15 protein-coding genes and 1 tRNA gene are annotated in these 15,904 nt (G+C 54.8%); 10 read left to right on the forward strand and 6 right to left on the reverse strand.

Going from position 1 to position 15,904, the window contains the following annotated elements:
* Nucleotides 1-2: 2 nt before the first annotated feature.
* Both leuD and leuB read left to right on the forward strand, forming a co-directional pair.
* A complete protein-coding gene (gene leuD, locus FHG12_RS17730) occupies nt 3-599 on the forward strand; it encodes a 3-isopropylmalate dehydratase small subunit (protein WP_139516997.1) in 597 nt (198 codons plus the stop codon).
* Nucleotides 587-1,708 (forward strand): 3-isopropylmalate dehydrogenase, encoded by a 1,122-nt coding sequence (leuB, locus tag FHG12_RS17735; protein WP_139516998.1) that lies wholly within the window; start codon nt 587-589, stop codon nt 1,706-1,708. The genes leuD and leuB overlap by 13 nt, the downstream gene beginning before the upstream one ends.
* A gap of 76 nt (nt 1,709-1,784) precedes the next feature.
* Here the strand turns inward: leuB and FHG12_RS17740 are convergent, their stop codons facing one another.
* A complete protein-coding gene (locus tag FHG12_RS17740; RefSeq protein WP_139516999.1) occupies nt 1,785-2,141 on the reverse strand; it encodes a hypothetical protein in 357 nt (118 codons plus the stop codon).
* Nucleotides 2,142-2,419: 278 nt separating this feature from the next.
* On the opposite strand from FHG12_RS17740, the gene FHG12_RS17745 reads away from it, so the two are divergent.
* Both FHG12_RS17745 and FHG12_RS17750 read left to right on the forward strand, forming a co-directional pair.
* The gene (locus FHG12_RS17745; protein WP_139517000.1) at nt 2,420-3,841 is read left to right on the forward strand and encodes a phytoene desaturase family protein; all 1,422 of its coding nucleotides are present in this window, start codon (nt 2,420-2,422) and stop codon (nt 3,839-3,841) included.
* Between the two features lie 417 nt (nt 3,842-4,258).
* Nucleotides 4,259-5,488 (forward strand): alpha/beta hydrolase family protein, encoded by a 1,230-nt coding sequence (locus tag FHG12_RS17750; RefSeq protein ID WP_139517001.1) that lies wholly within the window; start codon nt 4,259-4,261, stop codon nt 5,486-5,488.
* 272 nt (nt 5,489-5,760) lie between these two features.
* Here the strand turns inward: FHG12_RS17750 and FHG12_RS17755 are convergent, their stop codons facing one another.
* Together FHG12_RS17755 and FHG12_RS17760 are read right to left on the reverse strand one after the other, a co-directional pair.
* Entirely contained in the window at nt 5,761-6,861 is a 1,101-nt protein-coding gene (locus tag FHG12_RS17755; RefSeq protein ID WP_139517002.1) for an acyltransferase family protein, read from the reverse strand.
* 178 nt (nt 6,862-7,039) lie between these two features.
* Nucleotides 7,040-7,113, reverse strand: a tRNA-Asp gene (locus FHG12_RS17760).
* Between the two features lie 276 nt (nt 7,114-7,389).
* Here FHG12_RS17760 and FHG12_RS17765 point away from each other — a divergent pair.
* The 5 genes from FHG12_RS17765 to FHG12_RS17785 all read left to right on the forward strand — a co-directional run bounded on the left by FHG12_RS17765 (nt 7,390) and on the right by FHG12_RS17785 (nt 11,337).
* A complete protein-coding gene (locus FHG12_RS17765) occupies nt 7,390-8,337 on the forward strand; it encodes an acetyl-CoA carboxylase carboxyltransferase subunit alpha (protein WP_174805803.1) in 948 nt (315 codons plus the stop codon).
* 79 nt (nt 8,338-8,416) lie between these two features.
* Nucleotides 8,417-9,265 carry an MBL fold metallo-hydrolase gene (locus tag FHG12_RS17770; RefSeq protein WP_139517004.1) on the forward strand — a complete coding sequence of 283 codons (849 nt, stop codon included), beginning with the start codon at nt 8,417-8,419 and terminating at the stop codon, nt 9,263-9,265.
* Between the two features lie 13 nt (nt 9,266-9,278).
* Complete coding sequence (locus FHG12_RS17775) at nt 9,279-10,046, forward strand: patatin-like phospholipase family protein (protein ID WP_230471184.1); 768 nt, start codon at nt 9,279-9,281, stop codon at nt 10,044-10,046.
* A gap of 85 nt (nt 10,047-10,131) precedes the next feature.
* Complete coding sequence (locus FHG12_RS17780) at nt 10,132-10,707, forward strand: 1-acyl-sn-glycerol-3-phosphate acyltransferase (RefSeq protein WP_139517006.1); 576 nt, start codon at nt 10,132-10,134, stop codon at nt 10,705-10,707.
* 81 nt (nt 10,708-10,788) lie between these two features.
* Nucleotides 10,789-11,337 (forward strand): hypothetical protein, encoded by a 549-nt coding sequence (locus tag FHG12_RS17785; RefSeq protein ID WP_139517007.1) that lies wholly within the window; start codon nt 10,789-10,791, stop codon nt 11,335-11,337.
* A gap of 60 nt (nt 11,338-11,397) precedes the next feature.
* On the opposite strand, the gene FHG12_RS17790 is transcribed toward FHG12_RS17785, so the two are convergent.
* Nucleotides 11,398-12,057, reverse strand: coding sequence for a DUF4159 domain-containing protein (locus tag FHG12_RS17790; protein WP_139517008.1), 660 nt, complete (start codon nt 12,055-12,057; stop codon nt 11,398-11,400).
* A 67-nt stretch (nt 12,058-12,124) separates the two neighbouring features.
* Nucleotides 12,125-12,841 carry a 16S rRNA (uracil(1498)-N(3))-methyltransferase gene (locus FHG12_RS17795; RefSeq protein WP_139517009.1) on the reverse strand — a complete coding sequence of 239 codons (717 nt, stop codon included), beginning with the start codon at nt 12,839-12,841 and terminating at the stop codon, nt 12,125-12,127.
* Nucleotides 12,842-13,174: 333 nt separating this feature from the next.
* Here FHG12_RS17795 and FHG12_RS17800 point away from each other — a divergent pair, with 333 nt between their 5' ends.
* Nucleotides 13,175-14,143, forward strand: coding sequence for an NmrA/HSCARG family protein (locus FHG12_RS17800; RefSeq protein ID WP_139517010.1), 969 nt, complete (start codon nt 13,175-13,177; stop codon nt 14,141-14,143).
* 88 nt (nt 14,144-14,231) lie between these two features.
* On the opposite strand, the gene pckA is transcribed toward FHG12_RS17800, so the two are convergent.
* A complete protein-coding gene (pckA, locus tag FHG12_RS17805; protein ID WP_139517011.1) occupies nt 14,232-15,851 on the reverse strand; it encodes a phosphoenolpyruvate carboxykinase (ATP) in 1,620 nt (539 codons plus the stop codon).
* Between the last annotated feature and the right edge of the window lie 53 nt (nt 15,852-15,904).

The following is a 15,904-nucleotide window of genomic DNA, read 5'->3' on the forward strand; positions in this document are numbered from 1 at the left end:
GCATGGAAAAGTTTCAAACGCTCCGCTCGGGTGCTGTCCCGTTGCCCATCGAAAACGTTGATACCGACCAGATTATCCCGGCTCGGTTCCTGAAAGCCACCACCCGCGAAGGCTTCGGCCAGAACCTGTTTGCCGACTGGCGCTATGCTGCCGATGGTCAGCCCAAGGAGAGCTTCGTGCTGAACGACGCGCGCTACCAAGGCCAGATCTTGCTGGCAGGCAAAAACTTCGGGTGCGGCTCCAGCCGCGAGCACGCTGCTTGGGCTTTGTATGATGCTGGTTTTAAAGTAGTTATATCGAGCTACTTTGCTGATATTTTCCGCGGGAACGCCCTAAATACGGGCCTGTTGCCGCTGCAAGTGTCCGATGAGGTGCTCCAACGGCTGTTCAAGCAAGTGGAGCAGGACCCGCAGACCCAGTTCGTCGTCGATTTGCCTTCGCAGACGCTTACGGTACCCGTTTGGGAGGAAAGCATCAGTTTTGAACTTGACCCTTACAAAAAAGAGTGCCTGATCAACGGGTACGACGACATTGATTACCTGGTGAGCCAAAAGGCCGCCATCGAAGCCTACGAACAACACCGACCATGGACGTATTAAGAAAACGAATTGTGGTGCTGTCCGGCGACGGCATTGGGCCCGAAGTGTGCTCCGAAGCTGTGCGCGTGCTAAAGGCTGTGGCTGAACGCTTTGGCCACGAGTTTATCTTCGATCATCAGCTCATGGGCGCCTGCGCCATCGACGCAACCGGCGACCCACTGCCCGCCAAAACGCTGGCCGCTTGCCGCCAAGCCGATGCCGTGCTGCTCGGCGCCATCGGCGACCCCAAGTACGACAACGACCCGACCGCCAAAGTGCGCCCCGAGCAAGGACTGCTGCGCCTGCGCAAGTCGCTGGGGCTGTACGCCAACATCCGTCCGGTTACGGCTTACGATCGGTTGCTGGAGCACTCGCCGCTCAAAAAAGAGCGCATTCAGGGTGCGGACATGCTCATTTTCAGGGAGTTGACAGGCGGTGTGTATTTCGGGGAGAAGGGCCGTAACCCCGATGGCTCGGCCTATGATAATTGTACCTATAGCCGCGAAGAAATCGTGCGGATTGCGCACCGCGCGTTTCAGGCCGCCGAAAACCGCCGTCGTAAACTGACGCTCGTGGATAAGGCCAACGTGCTGGAAACCTCGCGCTTGTGGCGCGAAGTGGTGCAAGAGATTGCAAGTCAGTACGATAGCGTAGAGGTGGATTATCTGTTTGTGGACAATGCGGCCATGCAGATCATCCTGAATCCGAAGCAGTTCGACGTAATTCTGACCGAAAACATGTTCGGCGACATCATTTCCGACGAGGCTTCTGTGATTGCTGGCTCCTTGGGTTTGTTGCCCTCGGCATCGGTGGGCGATGAGGTGGCGCTGTTTGAGCCAATTCACGGGTCGTACCCGCAGGCTAAGGGGAAAGGCATTGCCAACCCCATCGCGACTATTCTGTCGGCGGCTATGTTGCTGGAGCACTTTGGGTTACAGGAAGAAGCCGACTCGGTAAAAGCGGCAGTAAACAACGCCCTGGATAAGCGCGTGCTAACCCCTGAACTCAACGCCACGGCACCCTATACTACCGAGCAGGTGGGGAGCTTCATAGCGTACGGCGTGCTGGATATTGCTGATTGTCAACTACATAAAAATAATATCGAGCTCGGGCTGAGCACTATTATTTAAGCGCAATACGCTTAAAAAGCCCGGCTCCCCGGCCCAAACGCTCGCGTTTGGGCCGGGGAGCCGGGCTTTTTTGCTTCTAGCGGTGTTCGAGGCAGAGCCCGACGGCCAGCGCGACTTGGTTGTATTCGAAGCCGCCGGCTTGCACCAATTGTCCGGCGCGGCGCAAGGTCATCCGTACGGGTGCGCCTTCCTGGGGGCGTCGGCGTGCGGCAACCACCAAAGAGCGGGTGTCGGCCCACGCGGCTTCGAAAGCCAGCGCCGGCTCGCTCCACGGCGGGGCCACTAGCTTAACCGATTGCGGTTTGTGCGGCATGACAGCCTCAAAGGCGGTCAGGAGGGGCGTCATTAAGTCGGCAAAGTAGTCGGCCTGCACCCGCTCATCGGTGTGCGATTCCAGAACTTGGCGAAACTCGTCGAGGGTAGGTAGGGGCATGGTCAATAAGGAAAGGGATTGACAAGATAAGTGAACCTATTTGCATTCGGAGTGCTCCGGATCTTCTCCCTGTATTTTGTCGGCAACCCAAAGCCGAATTATCAAGTTAGGTAAGTAAACGGCTTTTCACCGAAGGAATGAAGCGTGGTTATAATAGTTTGACTATCAAATACTTGTGATTTTATTTCTCGTTATTTGCCTGCCTCGCTTTGAAGGTAGTAGGCGTTCGATGAAGGCCCGAATCAGGTAGCAATAGCAACTCATAAGCGAAGATTAGTTTGGCCAAGAAAGATTTTGACGCGGTAGTGGTAGGAGCGGGCCCGAACGGGCTGGCGGCAGCTATTCGTTTGCAGCAAGCAGGGCTTGGCGTGCTGTTGCTGGAAGCCAAAGAGACGATCGGGGGAGGCTCGCGTTCGGCTGAGCTTACGTTGCCGGGCTTTGTGCACGACGTGTGCTCGGCTGTCCATCCTATGGCCCTGGCTTCGCCTTATTTCCAGACGTTGCCGCTGGCCGAATACGGGCTCGAGTTTATCCAGCCGCCGTTGCCGGCTGCGCACCCTTTCGACAAGGGAACCGCGGCTTTCCTTTCTGCCTCCCTCAACGACACTGCCGAGCAGTTTGGCGCCGATGCGGCGGTGTATCATCGCGTGTTCGATCCGTTGCTGCGCGACTGGCCAGGCATTGTGCCCAATATTTTGGGACCGTTGCGCTTGCCGAAGCACCCGGTAGCCCTGGCGCGCTTCGGCCTCGATGCGCTCCAACCGGCAACGGTGCTAGCCAAGCGCTTTCAGACGCCCAAATTGCGGGGCCTGTGGGCCGGCATGGCCGCGCACGCCATCCAACCCTTGACCAAGCCCTTTACCTCGGCCATAGCGTTGGTATTGATGGCCGTCGGGCACCGGCACGGCTGGCCAATTCCGCGCGGCGGCTCGCAAGCCATTGCGCAGGCCTTGGGAGCCTATTTCCGATCGTTAGGCGGCCAGATACAAACCGACCGGCCCGTGCGCTCGCTTCGCGAGCTGCCGTCGGCTCGTGCTGTGCTGCTCGACGTTACGCCCCGTCAGTTGCTGCAGATAGCGGGCTCGCAGCTTTCGAGTCTGTACCGCTGGCAATTAGCGCGTTACAAGTACGGAATGGGCGTATTCAAGATCGATTGGGCTTTGGATGGACCCATTCCGTGGGCTGCGGCCGCTTGCCGGCAGGCGGGTACGGTGCATTTAGGCAATACCTTGGAGGAAATCGCGGCTTCCGAACACCAGATTAGCCAAGGCCGGCACCCCGAGCGGCCTTACGTGCTGTTGGCGCAGCAAAGCCTGTTCGACGCGACCCGTGCTCCGGCCGGCAAGCACACGGCCTGGGCCTACTGCCACGTTCCCAACGGCTCGCGGGTGGATATGACGGGCATCATCGAGCGGCAGGTAGAGCGATTTGCGCCCGGCTTCCGCGACCTGATTCTGGCCCGCCATACCTTCGATACGGCTTCCATGGAAGCCCACAACCCCAATTACATAGGCGGCGACATCAGTGGCGGCATGAACAATCCGGGGCAGCTTTTTACCCGGCCCGTGCTGCGGCTTTCGCCCTACCGCACATCGAGCCAAGGCCTGTATCTGTGTTCTTCCTCGACGCCTCCTGGCGGGGGCGTGCATGGCATGTGCGGTTACCAGGCGGCTGAGCAAGCGCTTAAGGACGTTTTCTAGCCGCTGCGTAGCAAACGCAAATCCGGGCGCCGCAAGTATAGGAATTAACGAATGTAGATCTTATCTTGTTCCTAACGACGCAGGCGCAACCCACAGTGGGGCAAGTGCTTGTGTGAGCAAGAAAGCTGCTTTCTCTCGGGTAGAAGAAAGCGGCTTTTGTCACTTTACAGATGGTTCGGTGCTGGAAAACTTTGCCCTATGCAAGTTACCCCGACTCTATATAATCTTCGGCGGCTGGGTTTGCCGACCCTTCCGCCTTAGCCCGCTAGCGAAGCCCAATATCCTACGATCGCAAGCAGCTAAGAATGACCTTTCTTCTTGGTTATAAATTGTTGATTATTAAATATTTAATAATAGACTGATTTCTCCGGCTCCTGAAAAATTGCTGCCATTTCCCATTCTCACCCTCTGGAAACTATGCAAAATAACCTAAGACCCTTTCGTTGGCTGTTGCTGATTTTGTTGGTTGCCTCGCTGGATAGCTGCCAATTCCTGCACCCCGATCGGGAAGATCCGCAGCCGGGGCCGATGCTGCCCACTGGCAAAGACCTGTTTGTTTCTGCCAACTTGGTCGGTACCGTTCCGAAGGTTCAGCTACAAGCCTTAGCGGCCAACGCCGGCTATGGGGCTTTCGCGCCCCAACTCAAGTACGACGTGACGTTCTATAAATTCCTATACAAAACCACTTACCAGGGCCGGTTTATTCAAGTGTCTGGTTTACTGGGTATTCCATTGAACACCCCCGCGCCGCCTGCCTTGCTCAGTGCCCAGCACGGCACCATGTTCCGCCAAGCCGACGCGCCTTCCAACTTCCCGGCCACCTTCAGCGGCTTTGAGTTGTTTGCCAGCGCGGGCTTTGTCACCGTGATTCCCGATTACATTGGGTTGGGCGCTTCTCAGAACGTAGTTCAAGCGTTCTATGACAAGGAGACGTCGGCGTCCACCGTGGTCGATATGATAAAGTCGGCGCAGTACTTCCTGCAGCAGCAAAAGGTGGCGCTCAACAAAAATTTGTTTTTGGTGGGCTACTCGGAAGGTGGCTACGTGACCATGGCCGCTCAACAGGCCATTGAAACCGTGCCCCAACATAAACTCACCCTCACGGCTGCCGCCGAAGGAGCCGGTGGCTACGACCTGCCGGGCATGCTGGCTGGAATTGCGACGGTGCCTACGTATGCCAACCCCGCTTTTCTGGCCCTGATTCTGCAAGGCTATAGCACTACTTATAGCTGGAACCGCCCCTTGACCGACTTCTTTCAGGCTCCATACGCGGCCAAGGTGCCCGCGCTACTCGACGGCACCAAGGATCGGGAGCAGATCAACGCCGAACTCACTACCAGTCCTGCGGCGTTGTTTACGCCCACGTTCTACGCAAACTTGAGCAACCCCAGCGGCGAACCCGTGTTGAAAAAACAGCTGGAGCAGAATAGTTTCCTGAATTGGGTGCCGAAAAGCCCCACGCGCCTCTACCACGGCACCAACGACGAAAGCGTTTTCTTCCAAACCTCGGTTACCACCTTCGCACGTTTTCAGGCTGCTGGTGCCACCAACGTCGCGTTTTTCCCTATTCCAGGCGGTACGCACCAAAGTAGTATCGGACCCATGATGGGCGACGCCCTGCCTTGGCTGCAATCCCTTGATAAATAAGCAGATATCACTGTGTCAGCCAGGTGTGGCTTAAACTGCACCTTGCTGGTTACAGCCTACAGTAGCTATTTATTCAGTCCTTCTCAGAAAAGAAACATTTCTTGGATGGCTCCTGAGTAAAAATTAAAAAGCCTCATCCGAAGGGGGTGAGGCTTTCCAAAGCATGCGGGTCTTTCATCACTTCTACCGAGTGCTAATGAACCCGGCAGTTCACCTCCCGCTGCTGCGTTGTATACGAAATTCAGTGAAAAATGGGTTTTGGATCTTCTTTCTTAGTGAAGTAAAGCGAGTTTATTAAACCACCCGGATGCGCTTTTGCCTAAGCGTTTGCTGTATTTTTTTTCAACTAATACATGTACCAAGCCGGCTGCTATAATCATCAATAATGTGATGCTCACAAGCAAAACATACGGGTTTATTTTTCCGCCAAAATGTTGAAGAAGCAGATAGCCTAAATTGTGATGCAATAGGTATAATGGATACGTTAGGTTGCCTAACGTACTCAGCCATGTGAAGCGTTGCAGGTCAATTACTCGCCAGACGATAAGTAAAAACACCAGAAAAAACGACGCGATAATCGCAGTGACCACGGAATGCGAGAATGGATCGTGGTGATGTGCTATGACTCCTACTAAGTCCAAATTTGTATTGCGTATTGCTAGCACAAGTGAAATTGCTAGCAGTAAGTATAACTTCCATGTTGCCGCCTGCCGATGCTGGAGCATGTAAAATAGCATACCGGCAGCAAATAATGGCGCATAAGACAGTACTAGGATCTTAGTAAACGGAGCTCCAGAAGGTAAATAAGGAGCGATACCACTGTAGAGCAACCAGCCTGTAAGCAGCGGGATCAATGCGTCGAAGAGATGGTAGGCAATGAGCAGCGAGATGAGAAAGTAGAAGGCAATCTCTACTGAAAGCGTCCAATACGTTCCGTCCACGTCGCCAAATCCGAAGAAATTGTGCAGCATGGTCATGTTGAAACCGTATTGAGTCAACGACAAGTCCATATAGTGGGACCAATTCGGATCGCCTGGACGAGGACCAAAAAGCCGTACTGCCACAAATGTCAAGGTGCAAGCAACCCAAAATGCCGGATATAATCGCATGATACGTGAGACAAAAAACTGTTTGACAGTTTTGCCCTGCGCCGACATAAGGATGACGTAACCCGAGATCATGAAAAAAAGCTCTACTCCCAAATAGCCATACTTGACAAATGGAGCTAACGCAGGATACCCTACTGGGCTTAAATTATCGGCTGTATAACCCCGATAACTAAGGTGAAAAACAACAACTACAAAAGCAGCGAGAAAACGGAGGAGGTCAATTTCATAGAAGCGTATGGCGGCTTTATGAGGCTCGGGTTCCATAGATACAATATGGTAGAATCAGCGAAGAAAGAGGCACTTATAAGAAATAAATAGACTTTAGAAGCATGCATCCTGTCTTGAAAAACGGCAAAGTATTCAGTCGTTAGTTTTGTGCAGCAAGATTTGAAGAACAAAAAAGCCCCTCAGGGAATCCTGAGGGGCTTTTTTTGCATTTCTGCGGTCCGGACGGGACTCGAACCCGCGACCTCCGCCGTGACAGGGCGGCATTCTAACCGACTGAACTACCGAACCGTTTACTTTCGCGTTTGAGAACCGTTTGTTTCTCCGTTAAAGTGCTGCAAAGGTAGAAGGAGGTTTGAGACTGCACAACACTTGAGTGAAAATATTTCGTAAAAAAACGGCGTTTTCCGCGGTTGTAGCTGTATTTCAGAGACATTGATTTTTGAAATACTCATTCCGCTGTCGAGTGCACCATCAGTGGAGTCGTTTCGCTTACCTTTGCTTTCCTCTGATAGTACAGCCATCATTCCACCCAAATCAGGCAACTGACCGCGTTTTCCATTGGCAATGCTCCTCGATTTCGAACAACCCATCGCTGCCCTCGAAGGCAAACTCCGCGAAATGCAACAGCTGGCCCACGATAGCCAGGTTGATGTATCGGAAGCCGTGGCCGCGCTTGAAGCCAAGATCAAGGCTCTCAAGAAAGAAACTTATGCCAACCTCACCCGCTGGCAACGGGTACAACTCTCACGCCATCCCGACCGGCCATATACCCTCGACTACATCGAGGGCATGAGTACCAAATTTGTGGAGCTGCACGGCGACCGCACGGTGCGCGACGACAAAGCCATGGTTGGCGGTTTTGCCGATCTGGATGGCCGTTCCGTCATGTTTATCGGGCAGCAGAAGGGGCGTAATACCAAACAGCGGCAGTTTCGCAACTTCGGCATGCCTAACCCTGAAGGCTATCGCAAGGCGTTGCGCCTGATGAAGCTGGCCGAAAAATTCAACAAGCCCATCATTACCCTTATTGACACACCTGGTGCTTTTCCAGGCCTAGAAGCGGAGGAGCGGGGCCAAGGCGAGGCCATTGCCCGCAACCTGAAAGAAATGTTTTTGCTGAAAGTACCCGTCATCTGCGTTGTCATTGGCGAGGGCGCATCGGGTGGGGCCTTAGGAATTGCGATCGGCGACCGGGTATTGATGTTGGAAAATACTTGGTACTCAGTGATTTCGCCTGAATCTTGCTCCAGCATTCTGTGGCGCTCATGGGATTATAAGGAACAAGCAGCCGAGGCGCTAAAACTCACGGCCTCCGATATGATGCAGGCCAAACTTGTGGACGGCATCGTGAAGGAGCCGTTGGGCGGGGCCCACACGGCTCCCAACAAGATGATCGACGTGCTTAAAAAGACGCTGATCAAAACCCTGGACGAGCTTGATGCATTGCCAGCTGAAGAACGTATCAGTCAGCGTATTGATAAGTTTTCGGCAATGGGAGTCGTAGTGGAATAGCTAAATTCTCCTTAAAATGAGCAGCGAAGAGGGAAGTCAGCCTGGCTACTTCTGCGCTGCTCATTCTTCATTTATAAGCATGACTCTTCATACCATTGATACGGGCTTGTTTAAACTAGATGGCGGGGCCATGTTTGGCGTGGTTCCGAAATCGTTGTGGCAGAAGCTCAACCCCGCCGACGAGAACAACATGTGTACGTGGGCCATGCGGTGCCTGCTTGTGGAGGATGGCAATCGGTTAGTGCTGATTGACAATGGGATAGGCGATAAGCAAGACGAGAAATTTCGCGGGCACTTTTATTTGCACGGGGATAACTCTTTAGAAAAATCGCTGCAAAAACTGGGCTTTACGGCTTCCGACATTACCGACGTTTTCCTGACGCACCTGCATTTCGACCACTGCGGCGGCTCCGTAACCCGGACCCTTGATGGCAAGTTGCAACTAGCTTTTCCAAATGCCACATACTGGTCTAATGCGGCGCACTGGCAGTGGGCCGTGCAACCCAATGCGCGCGAAAAGGCCAGCTTTCTGAAAGAAAATATCCTGCCGATTCAGGAAAGTGGTCATTTGCAATTTATTGACAATCAGAGTGTTGTGCCAAGTGTGCTTCCGCAGTTTAAGGACATCATATTTGCCGATGGGCACACCGAGAAAATGATGGTGCCCCTGATGGAATACAAAGGCCGTACGGTGGCTTTTATGGCTGATCTGTTGCCGAGCACGGGGCATGTGCCCTTGCCGTATGTAATGGCTTACGATATGCGCCCGTTGGTAACGCTGTCGGAAAAAGAAGCGGTTCTGCGCCGAGCGGCCGATGAAAATTGGGTGCTGATGCTGGAGCATGACCCTAGGGTGGAGTGCTGTACCGTGCAGCAGACCGAAAAAGGGGTGCGCCTCGCCGAAACCTTCCGTCTGGCCGAGTTATAACCCCTGACTAATAGTGCGACAACTAGGGCTGGCATTTTCGGGAGGGGCGGCACGCGGAATCGCGCATTTGGGTGTGTTACAGGCCCTTGACGAACTACAGCTCCCCATTGGGCGGATCTCGGGCGTTAGTTCGGGCGCTATCGTCGGCACGTTTTACGCCGCCGGGTTTCCGCCGCGCGAGATTTTTCGCCTCATTACCGACACCCGGTTTGTGCGCCTGTTCCGGCCGGCCTTTCGTTTGGGTTTGGTGCATCTGGAAGTAGTGCAGAAGCTATACGCGCATTACTTGGGCGCCGAGCGGACGTTTGCCGAGCTTTCCATCCCGCTGACGCTGGTAGCTGCTGACCTCGGGGCGGGCGAACCGGTTTATTACGACCAAGGCCCTATTATCCGACCGCTATTAGGCTCGTCGGCCGTGCCGATATTGTGCCGACCCGTCGAGTACGAAGGACGCCTGCTGGTTGACGGGGGCGTGATGAACAACTTGCCGGTTGAGCCACTGCTGGGGCGCGACGAACTGGTGGTGGTGGGCGTACACTGCAATCCCAAATCACAGGAAGCACCCCTGACGACCATCCGCGAGATAAGCGAGCGCACGGCTTACTTGGCCATCAGCATGAACGTGATCCCGCGGTTGGCGCAGTGCCACTTTGTGCTGGAACCGCCCGAGCTGCGGCACTACCGCATCCTGGACCTGCGCCACACCGCCGAAATGTTTGATATTGGCTATCGGTATACGCTCAGTCAAGCCGATGCCTTGCAACAATTGCTGGCCAAGTGAACCGACTTCTAGGGCTCGGCGGCAAATTTTTCTAGTTTTAGCCTCTGGCTGCGCTTTCTCATCCGGCAGCTGACCTCTCCTTAATATGCCAAAACCACCTTCTACTCCTACATTCTGGTACCTGTTTTCAAAATTCTGGTTCTGGATTACGGGCTGGCGGTTGGCTTCGGTAGTGCCACCTGGCATCACCAAAGCCATCATGATTGCCGCACCGCACACCAGCAACTGGGACATCCTGTATGCGCGGGGCGCCTTCTTTCTGATGGGCGTGCCGGTGCGTTTTACGGTGAAAAAAGAGTGGGTCGACAACTTTTTTGTCGGGTGGCTGGTGCGGTCTTTGGGCGCGTTGCCCGTCGATAGAAGCAAAAACAACAGCCTCGTCGATGGCATGGTGAAGCTGTTTAACGAACGCGAGGAACTCGTGATTCTGATTACGCCCGAAGGCACGCGCAGCTATCAGCCCCGCTGGAAAAAGGGGTTTTATTTTGCGGCTGAAGGGGCACACGTACCCATTTTGCTTGGTTTTTTGGACTACAAAAACAAAGAAGCCGGCGTCGGACCCGCCGTTTACCCAACGGGCGATTACGAAGCCGATCTGGAAAAAATTAAAGCCTTTTACCGCACCAAGCAGGGCCGCTTCCCTGAAAAGGGCGTACGCTAGCCTAGCATTTTGAAAAATTGCTTATACATAAATGCCTGATAGTAAAGTGATTATGTATAAGTGCCTTGAACATCATCCACTATGGAAAAGCTTCAAACGCTGCTGTTTATCCTTCTGGGGCTGATTGCCTTTGTGTGGCGGATGGTGAAAAAAGCGCAAGAAACCGCCGCCCAGGAAAGCCGCCAACGGCCCCCGCGGCCTGCTGGTCAGGTGCCGCCGCTGCCCAGTACGTCGTTTCAGGAGTTGCTTAAGCAGATGCAGGCCCAAAACCAGGCGAGCCAACCGGTTGCGCCGCATGTGCCTGCCCATACGCCGGGCGGGCGCACAGTGGCGCACGGCACGGCGCCCGCAGCCCGCAGTCTCGAGCGCACCGATGTCCGCCCGAAGTCGTTGGAAGCACCAGCCACGAACAAATCGTTAGAGCCCACAACCCCGACGATGCGGCGCGCGTCGTCATTGCCACGTGCGGGCTCTACGCCCGACCCACAGCGCGCAGCGCAGCAACTGGCCCGCCGCGAAGAGCGAGCTCGTCAGGACAGCCGGCCCAACGTCCGGGATCTCCTGCGAAATCCAACGGATTTACGAACCGCCTTTATATTGAGCGAAGTGCTCAAGCCCAAGTTTGACTAACAAAAAGCCCTGCTTACGTACGTAAGCAGGGCTTTTTTCTGGGCGAGACCCAATCTGAGACTAATCCTGGGTCAGGGCGTAAGTGACCAAGTTGGCCCCCATTCGCAACGCTTCGTCGTGCTTTTCCGGCGGGTCTTGGTAGGTGCCTACGTCTTCCCAGCCGTTGCCTAAGTCGCATTCGTAGGTGTAGAAGCACACCAGCCGGCCCTTGTAGAGCAGGCCGAAACCCTGCGGGCGCTTGCCGTCGTGCTCGTGGATTTTGGGGAGCCCTTTCGGGAAGTTGAACTTCTGGTGGTAGATAGGATGTGAAAAAGGCAGCTCGACAAACTCCAGTTCCGGAAATACCTTCTTCATTTCGGGCCGAATAAATTTATCGAGGCCGTAGTTGTCATCGATGTGCAAAAAACCGCCGCCAATGAGGTAGCGGCGCAGATTCTCGGCTTCGGCTTCGGTAAAAGTAACGTTGCCGTGGCCGGTCATGTGCAGGAAGGGATAAGTGAAGAGCTCCGGCGAATCCAGCTCGACGGTGGCCTCATCGGGAGCAATGTTGGTTTTGAGCGTGCGGTTGCAAAACTGAATCAAGTTCGGCAGCGAGGTTTTGTTAGCGTACCAGTCGCCGCCCCCGCCGTAGTGCAGCTTGGCAATGCGAAAGCTAGGCGCCGGGGCCGCCGCCGTGAGCAGCAAGGCAACCACACAAACAAGCGAGGCAAAGAATTTCATCGGTAGAAAGGTTCGAAAGAAAATTGTCCAGACCGCCCAAACGGCCTGATACATAAAGATACGCAGATCAGCCCTGAGAAAGTTCGTGCGCGATGTGTACGGTGTGCACCGCAGCAAGGGCGGCCGTTTCGGTGCGCAGGCGGGTGCTTCCAAGTGTTACGGGGCGGATGCCGCGCTGGCGGGCCAACGCAATTTCGGCCGGTGTAAAGTCGCCTTCCGGCCCGATCAGGATGCAACACGCCGGATCGGTGCTTGCCAAGTGAGACAAGCTTATGCGTTCGCCTTCATCCAAATGCGCAATGTACGTGGTGTCAGGGGTGGAGGTATCTATAAATATCTCATAATCAATCAGTTCATCTAATTGTGGGAGCCAGGCCTGACCCGACTGCTTGAGCGCACTTACAGCAATTTTTTCCAGCCGATCCAGCTTTAGATCGCGGCGCTCGGAGCGGGCGCAACGCAAAAAGCTAAGCCGGTCGACGCCGATTTCGGTGGCTTTTTCCACCAGCCATTCCATGCGGTCGAGGTTTTTGGTAGGCGCTACGGCTACGTGTACGCTGTAGGCACGGCGCGCAACGGCTTCGTAGTGGGTGATGCGCAGCTGACAGCGTTTGGCTTCGGCAGAAGTCACCTGCGCCTGGTATAAGCCGCCCCGGCCGTCAACGAGCTCTACGGGATCGCCCGCGTGCAGGCGCAGAACTCGCACGGCGTGTTTGCTTTCGTCTTCGGGCAGGGTGTAGGACGAAGTGTTGCTGGAAAGGTCAGGAGCGTAGAAAGTGGGCATACTGGCAAAGGTCGGGTGCAGGCGGGAGTAAAGTAGCAAGTCTAGGGAGAAGGGCCGAAGAATAGGGCCTTGATCGGCTGATGGGTGCGGGCTACGTTGCTAAGTAAGCCGAAACTCCGCAACGGCCACGAGTCTCCCGGCCGCTAATTTTTACTGGTATACAACACTGCAAAAGCGGTCCGCTGGCAGTTGTTAGTGGGGCACTTTAGCGTGGGTATGTGGCTGCCAATATCACATGATTTGGCGATTGACAGCACCAATCAGTGCGGTTTATCTTTAGTAAGTGATTCCGTTACTCATTTACTAACAGCGCTTTGCTGCGCAGGAAAACCCATGGCTAACAAAAAAATAATTGCTGTCTTCGGCGCTACTGGTGCGCAGGGCAGCGGACTCGTCCGCGCCATTCTTAAAGATCCTATGGGCGAGTTTACGGCGCGGGCTATCACCCGCAATCCTAACTCCGAAAAAGCTCAGGAGCTGATTCGTTTGGGCGCCGAAGTAGTGGCGGCCAACATCGATGATCCGCAGAGCTTGCGCCAAGCCTTAGACGGGGCGTACGGAGCCTTCTGCGTGACGTTTTTTTGGGAGCATTTTTCACCGGAAAAAGAAGACGCCGAAGCGCACAACATGGCCCAGGCAGCCAAAGATGCTATGGTACAGCATGTCATTTGGTCGACTCTGGAGGACACACGGGAGTGGATGCCGCTGAGCGATACGCGCATGCCTACGCTCATGGGCAAGTACAAAGTGCCGCATACCGATGCCAAAGGTGCTGCTAATCATTACTTTACCGATCTGGGCGTGCCCACTACTTTCCTGCTGACCTCTTTCTACTGGGATAACTATATTTACTTCGCCATGGGGCCGCAAAAGGGTGCCGATGGGAAACTGGCCATCACTTTCCCCATGGGCGACAAACGCCTATCAGGCATCGCCGCCGAAGATATTGGCAAATGCGCCTATGGCATTTTCAAGAAGGGGGCCGAACTTATCGGGAAGACCGTTGGCATTGCCGGCGAGCAGCTTACCTGCCAGCAAATGGCTGACAGTTTGAGCAAAGCCATAGGGCAGAAGGTTGAGTATAATGAGGTTACACCAGATATGTACCGGGGCTTCGGCTTTCCCGGGGCGGAAGATTTGGGCAACATGTTCCAAGCCAACCGCGATTTTGAAGAGCACTTTGTAGCCGCGCGGGATGTTCGGTTTTCCCACGAGTTAAATCCTGAGCTACAAACCTTCGACGCGTGGCTGGCAGCCAATGCACAACGGATACCGCTTCCACAACAGACTGTGGAAGCTTAGGGCAACCCGCCAAACCAGAATAGGCTACAACGAAAATGCCTCCTAGATTTCTAGGAGGCATTTTTATATATGTTTAATAATCAAAGGGTTACACAGTAAGCTCTGCCGTTTTGGGCGCGCCAGCCAGGATTTCTTCGCTGGCAAAATCGGCGTACTTCTGGAAGTTGTTTACAAACTTCTCGGCCAGGGCCGCAGCCGTTTTGTCGTAGGCTTCCTTGTCGGTCCAGGTGTTGCGCGGGTCCAGAATTTCGGCCGGTACATTGGGAACCGCCGTCGGTACTTCCACGCCGAAAATCGGGTGTTTGAGGAACGTCACTTCATCGAGCTCGCCGTTGAGCGCAGCCGTAATCATGGCGCGGGTGTAAGCCAGTTTCATCCGCGAGCCCACGCCGTAGCTGCCGCCGGTCCAGCCGGTATTTACCAGCCATACGTTCACGTCGGGATGTTCGTCCATTTTCTGGCCCAGCATCTCGGCGTATTTGGTAGGGTGCAAGGGCAGGAACACGGCTCCAAAGCACGCCGAAAACGTTGTTTGGGGCTCGGTGATGCCCATTTCGGTGCCCGCTACCTTGGCCGTATATCCCGACATGAAGTGGTACATGGCATGGCTCTTGTCGAGCTTGCTGATGGGAGGCAGCACCCCAAAGGCATCGGCTGTGAGGAAGAAAATATTCTTCGGCGATCCTGCCACCGATGGCTCAATGGCGTTGTCAATGAAATGGATGGGGTAGGCCGCCCGCGTATTTTCTGTAACGGATTTGTTTGCGTAGTCCACCGTATGGGTGCCGGGCACGAAGCGCGTATTCTCCACAATCGACCCAAACCGGATTGCATCCCAGATCTGAGGCTCCTTCTCGCGGCTCAAATCAATCACCTTGGCATAACAGCCGCCTTCAAAGTTAAAAATACCGGCGTCGGGTGTCCAACCGTGTTCGTCATCGCCGATGAGGCCGCGGTGTGGGTCCGCCGACAGGGTGGTTTTGCCCGTTCCCGACAAGCCAAAGAAAATGGCTGCATCGCCTGCGGGGCCCACGTTGGCCGAACAGTGCATGGGCAGGGTGTTGTGCTCGTGGGGCAGCAAATAGTTGAGTACCCCAAAAATGCCTTTTTTCATCTCGCCGGCGTAGCCCGTGCCGCCGATCAGGATCATCTTCTTGGTGAAGTTGAGGATGGCAAAATTCTTCTGGCGAGTGCCGTCCACGGCCGGGTCGGCTTCGAAACCAGGCGCGCAAATGATCGAGAAGTCGGGTGCCCAGCTCGTGTCTTCGCCTTCGGTGGGCCGCAGGAACATGTTGTAACAGAACAAGTTATGCCAGGCTTGCTCATTAACAATGCGCAGCTTTAGCTGATAATCCGGATGAGCACCGGCAAAGGCCTCGCGCACGTATATCTCCTTGTCGGATAGATAGTTAACCATCTTCTCCTGCAACCGATCGAATTGGTCGGGGGCAAAGGGGATGTTGATGTCGCCCCACCAAACGCTGTCTTGGGTATGGGCATCCTGCACTACAAACCGGTCTTTGGGCGAGCGGCCCGTAAACTGTCCGGTATCGCACATCAGCGCGCCCGTATCCGTCAGGGTGCCTTCGCCGCGCTGCAACGCGGCTTCGACCAATTCGGCGGGAGTAAGGTTCAAGTTGACGTGGGCGGCTTGGACAAAACCAAGCGGCTTGAGGCGATCGAGGGCGTTGGCGGCAGAGTTGAGCATGGGCCGAAAACGAGTTAGAGGGTGGGTGGGAAAAATGGGGGATTTCGAGACAA

Origin of the sequence: Hymenobacter jejuensis, assembly GCF_006337165.1 — a bacterium.
Taxonomy (GTDB): Bacteria; Bacteroidota; Bacteroidia; order Cytophagales; family Hymenobacteraceae; genus Hymenobacter; species Hymenobacter jejuensis.

Bases quoted from the DNA above. Each gene is read 5' to 3' on its own strand.
- leuD (WP_139516997.1), top strand. From the start codon at position 3: ATGGAAAAGTTTCAAACGCTCCGCTCGGGTGCTGTCCCGTTGCCCATC.
- leuB (WP_139516998.1), top strand. From the start codon at position 587: ATGGACGTATTAAGAAAACGAATTGTGGTGCTGTCCGGCGACGGCATT.
- FHG12_RS17740 (WP_139516999.1), bottom strand. From the start codon at position 2,141: ATGCCCCTACCTACCCTCGACGAGTTTCGCCAAGTTCTGGAATCGCAC.
- FHG12_RS17750 (WP_139517001.1), top strand. From the start codon at position 4,259: ATGCAAAATAACCTAAGACCCTTTCGTTGGCTGTTGCTGATTTTGTTG.
- FHG12_RS17755 (WP_139517002.1), bottom strand. From the start codon at position 6,861: ATGGAACCCGAGCCTCATAAAGCCGCCATACGCTTCTATGAAATTGAC.
- FHG12_RS17765 (WP_174805803.1), top strand. From the start codon at position 7,390: ATGCTCCTCGATTTCGAACAACCCATCGCTGCCCTCGAAGGCAAACTC.
- FHG12_RS17770 (WP_139517004.1), top strand. From the start codon at position 8,417: ATGACTCTTCATACCATTGATACGGGCTTGTTTAAACTAGATGGCGGG.
- FHG12_RS17780 (WP_139517006.1), top strand. From the start codon at position 10,132: ATGCCAAAACCACCTTCTACTCCTACATTCTGGTACCTGTTTTCAAAA.
- FHG12_RS17785 (WP_139517007.1), top strand. From the start codon at position 10,789: ATGGAAAAGCTTCAAACGCTGCTGTTTATCCTTCTGGGGCTGATTGCC.
- FHG12_RS17790 (WP_139517008.1), bottom strand. From the start codon at position 12,057: ATGAAATTCTTTGCCTCGCTTGTTTGTGTGGTTGCCTTGCTGCTCACG.
- FHG12_RS17795 (WP_139517009.1), bottom strand. From the start codon at position 12,841: ATGCCCACTTTCTACGCTCCTGACCTTTCCAGCAACACTTCGTCCTAC.
- FHG12_RS17800 (WP_139517010.1), top strand. From the start codon at position 13,175: ATGGCTAACAAAAAAATAATTGCTGTCTTCGGCGCTACTGGTGCGCAG.
- pckA (WP_139517011.1), bottom strand. From the start codon at position 15,851: ATGCTCAACTCTGCCGCCAACGCCCTCGATCGCCTCAAGCCGCTTGGT.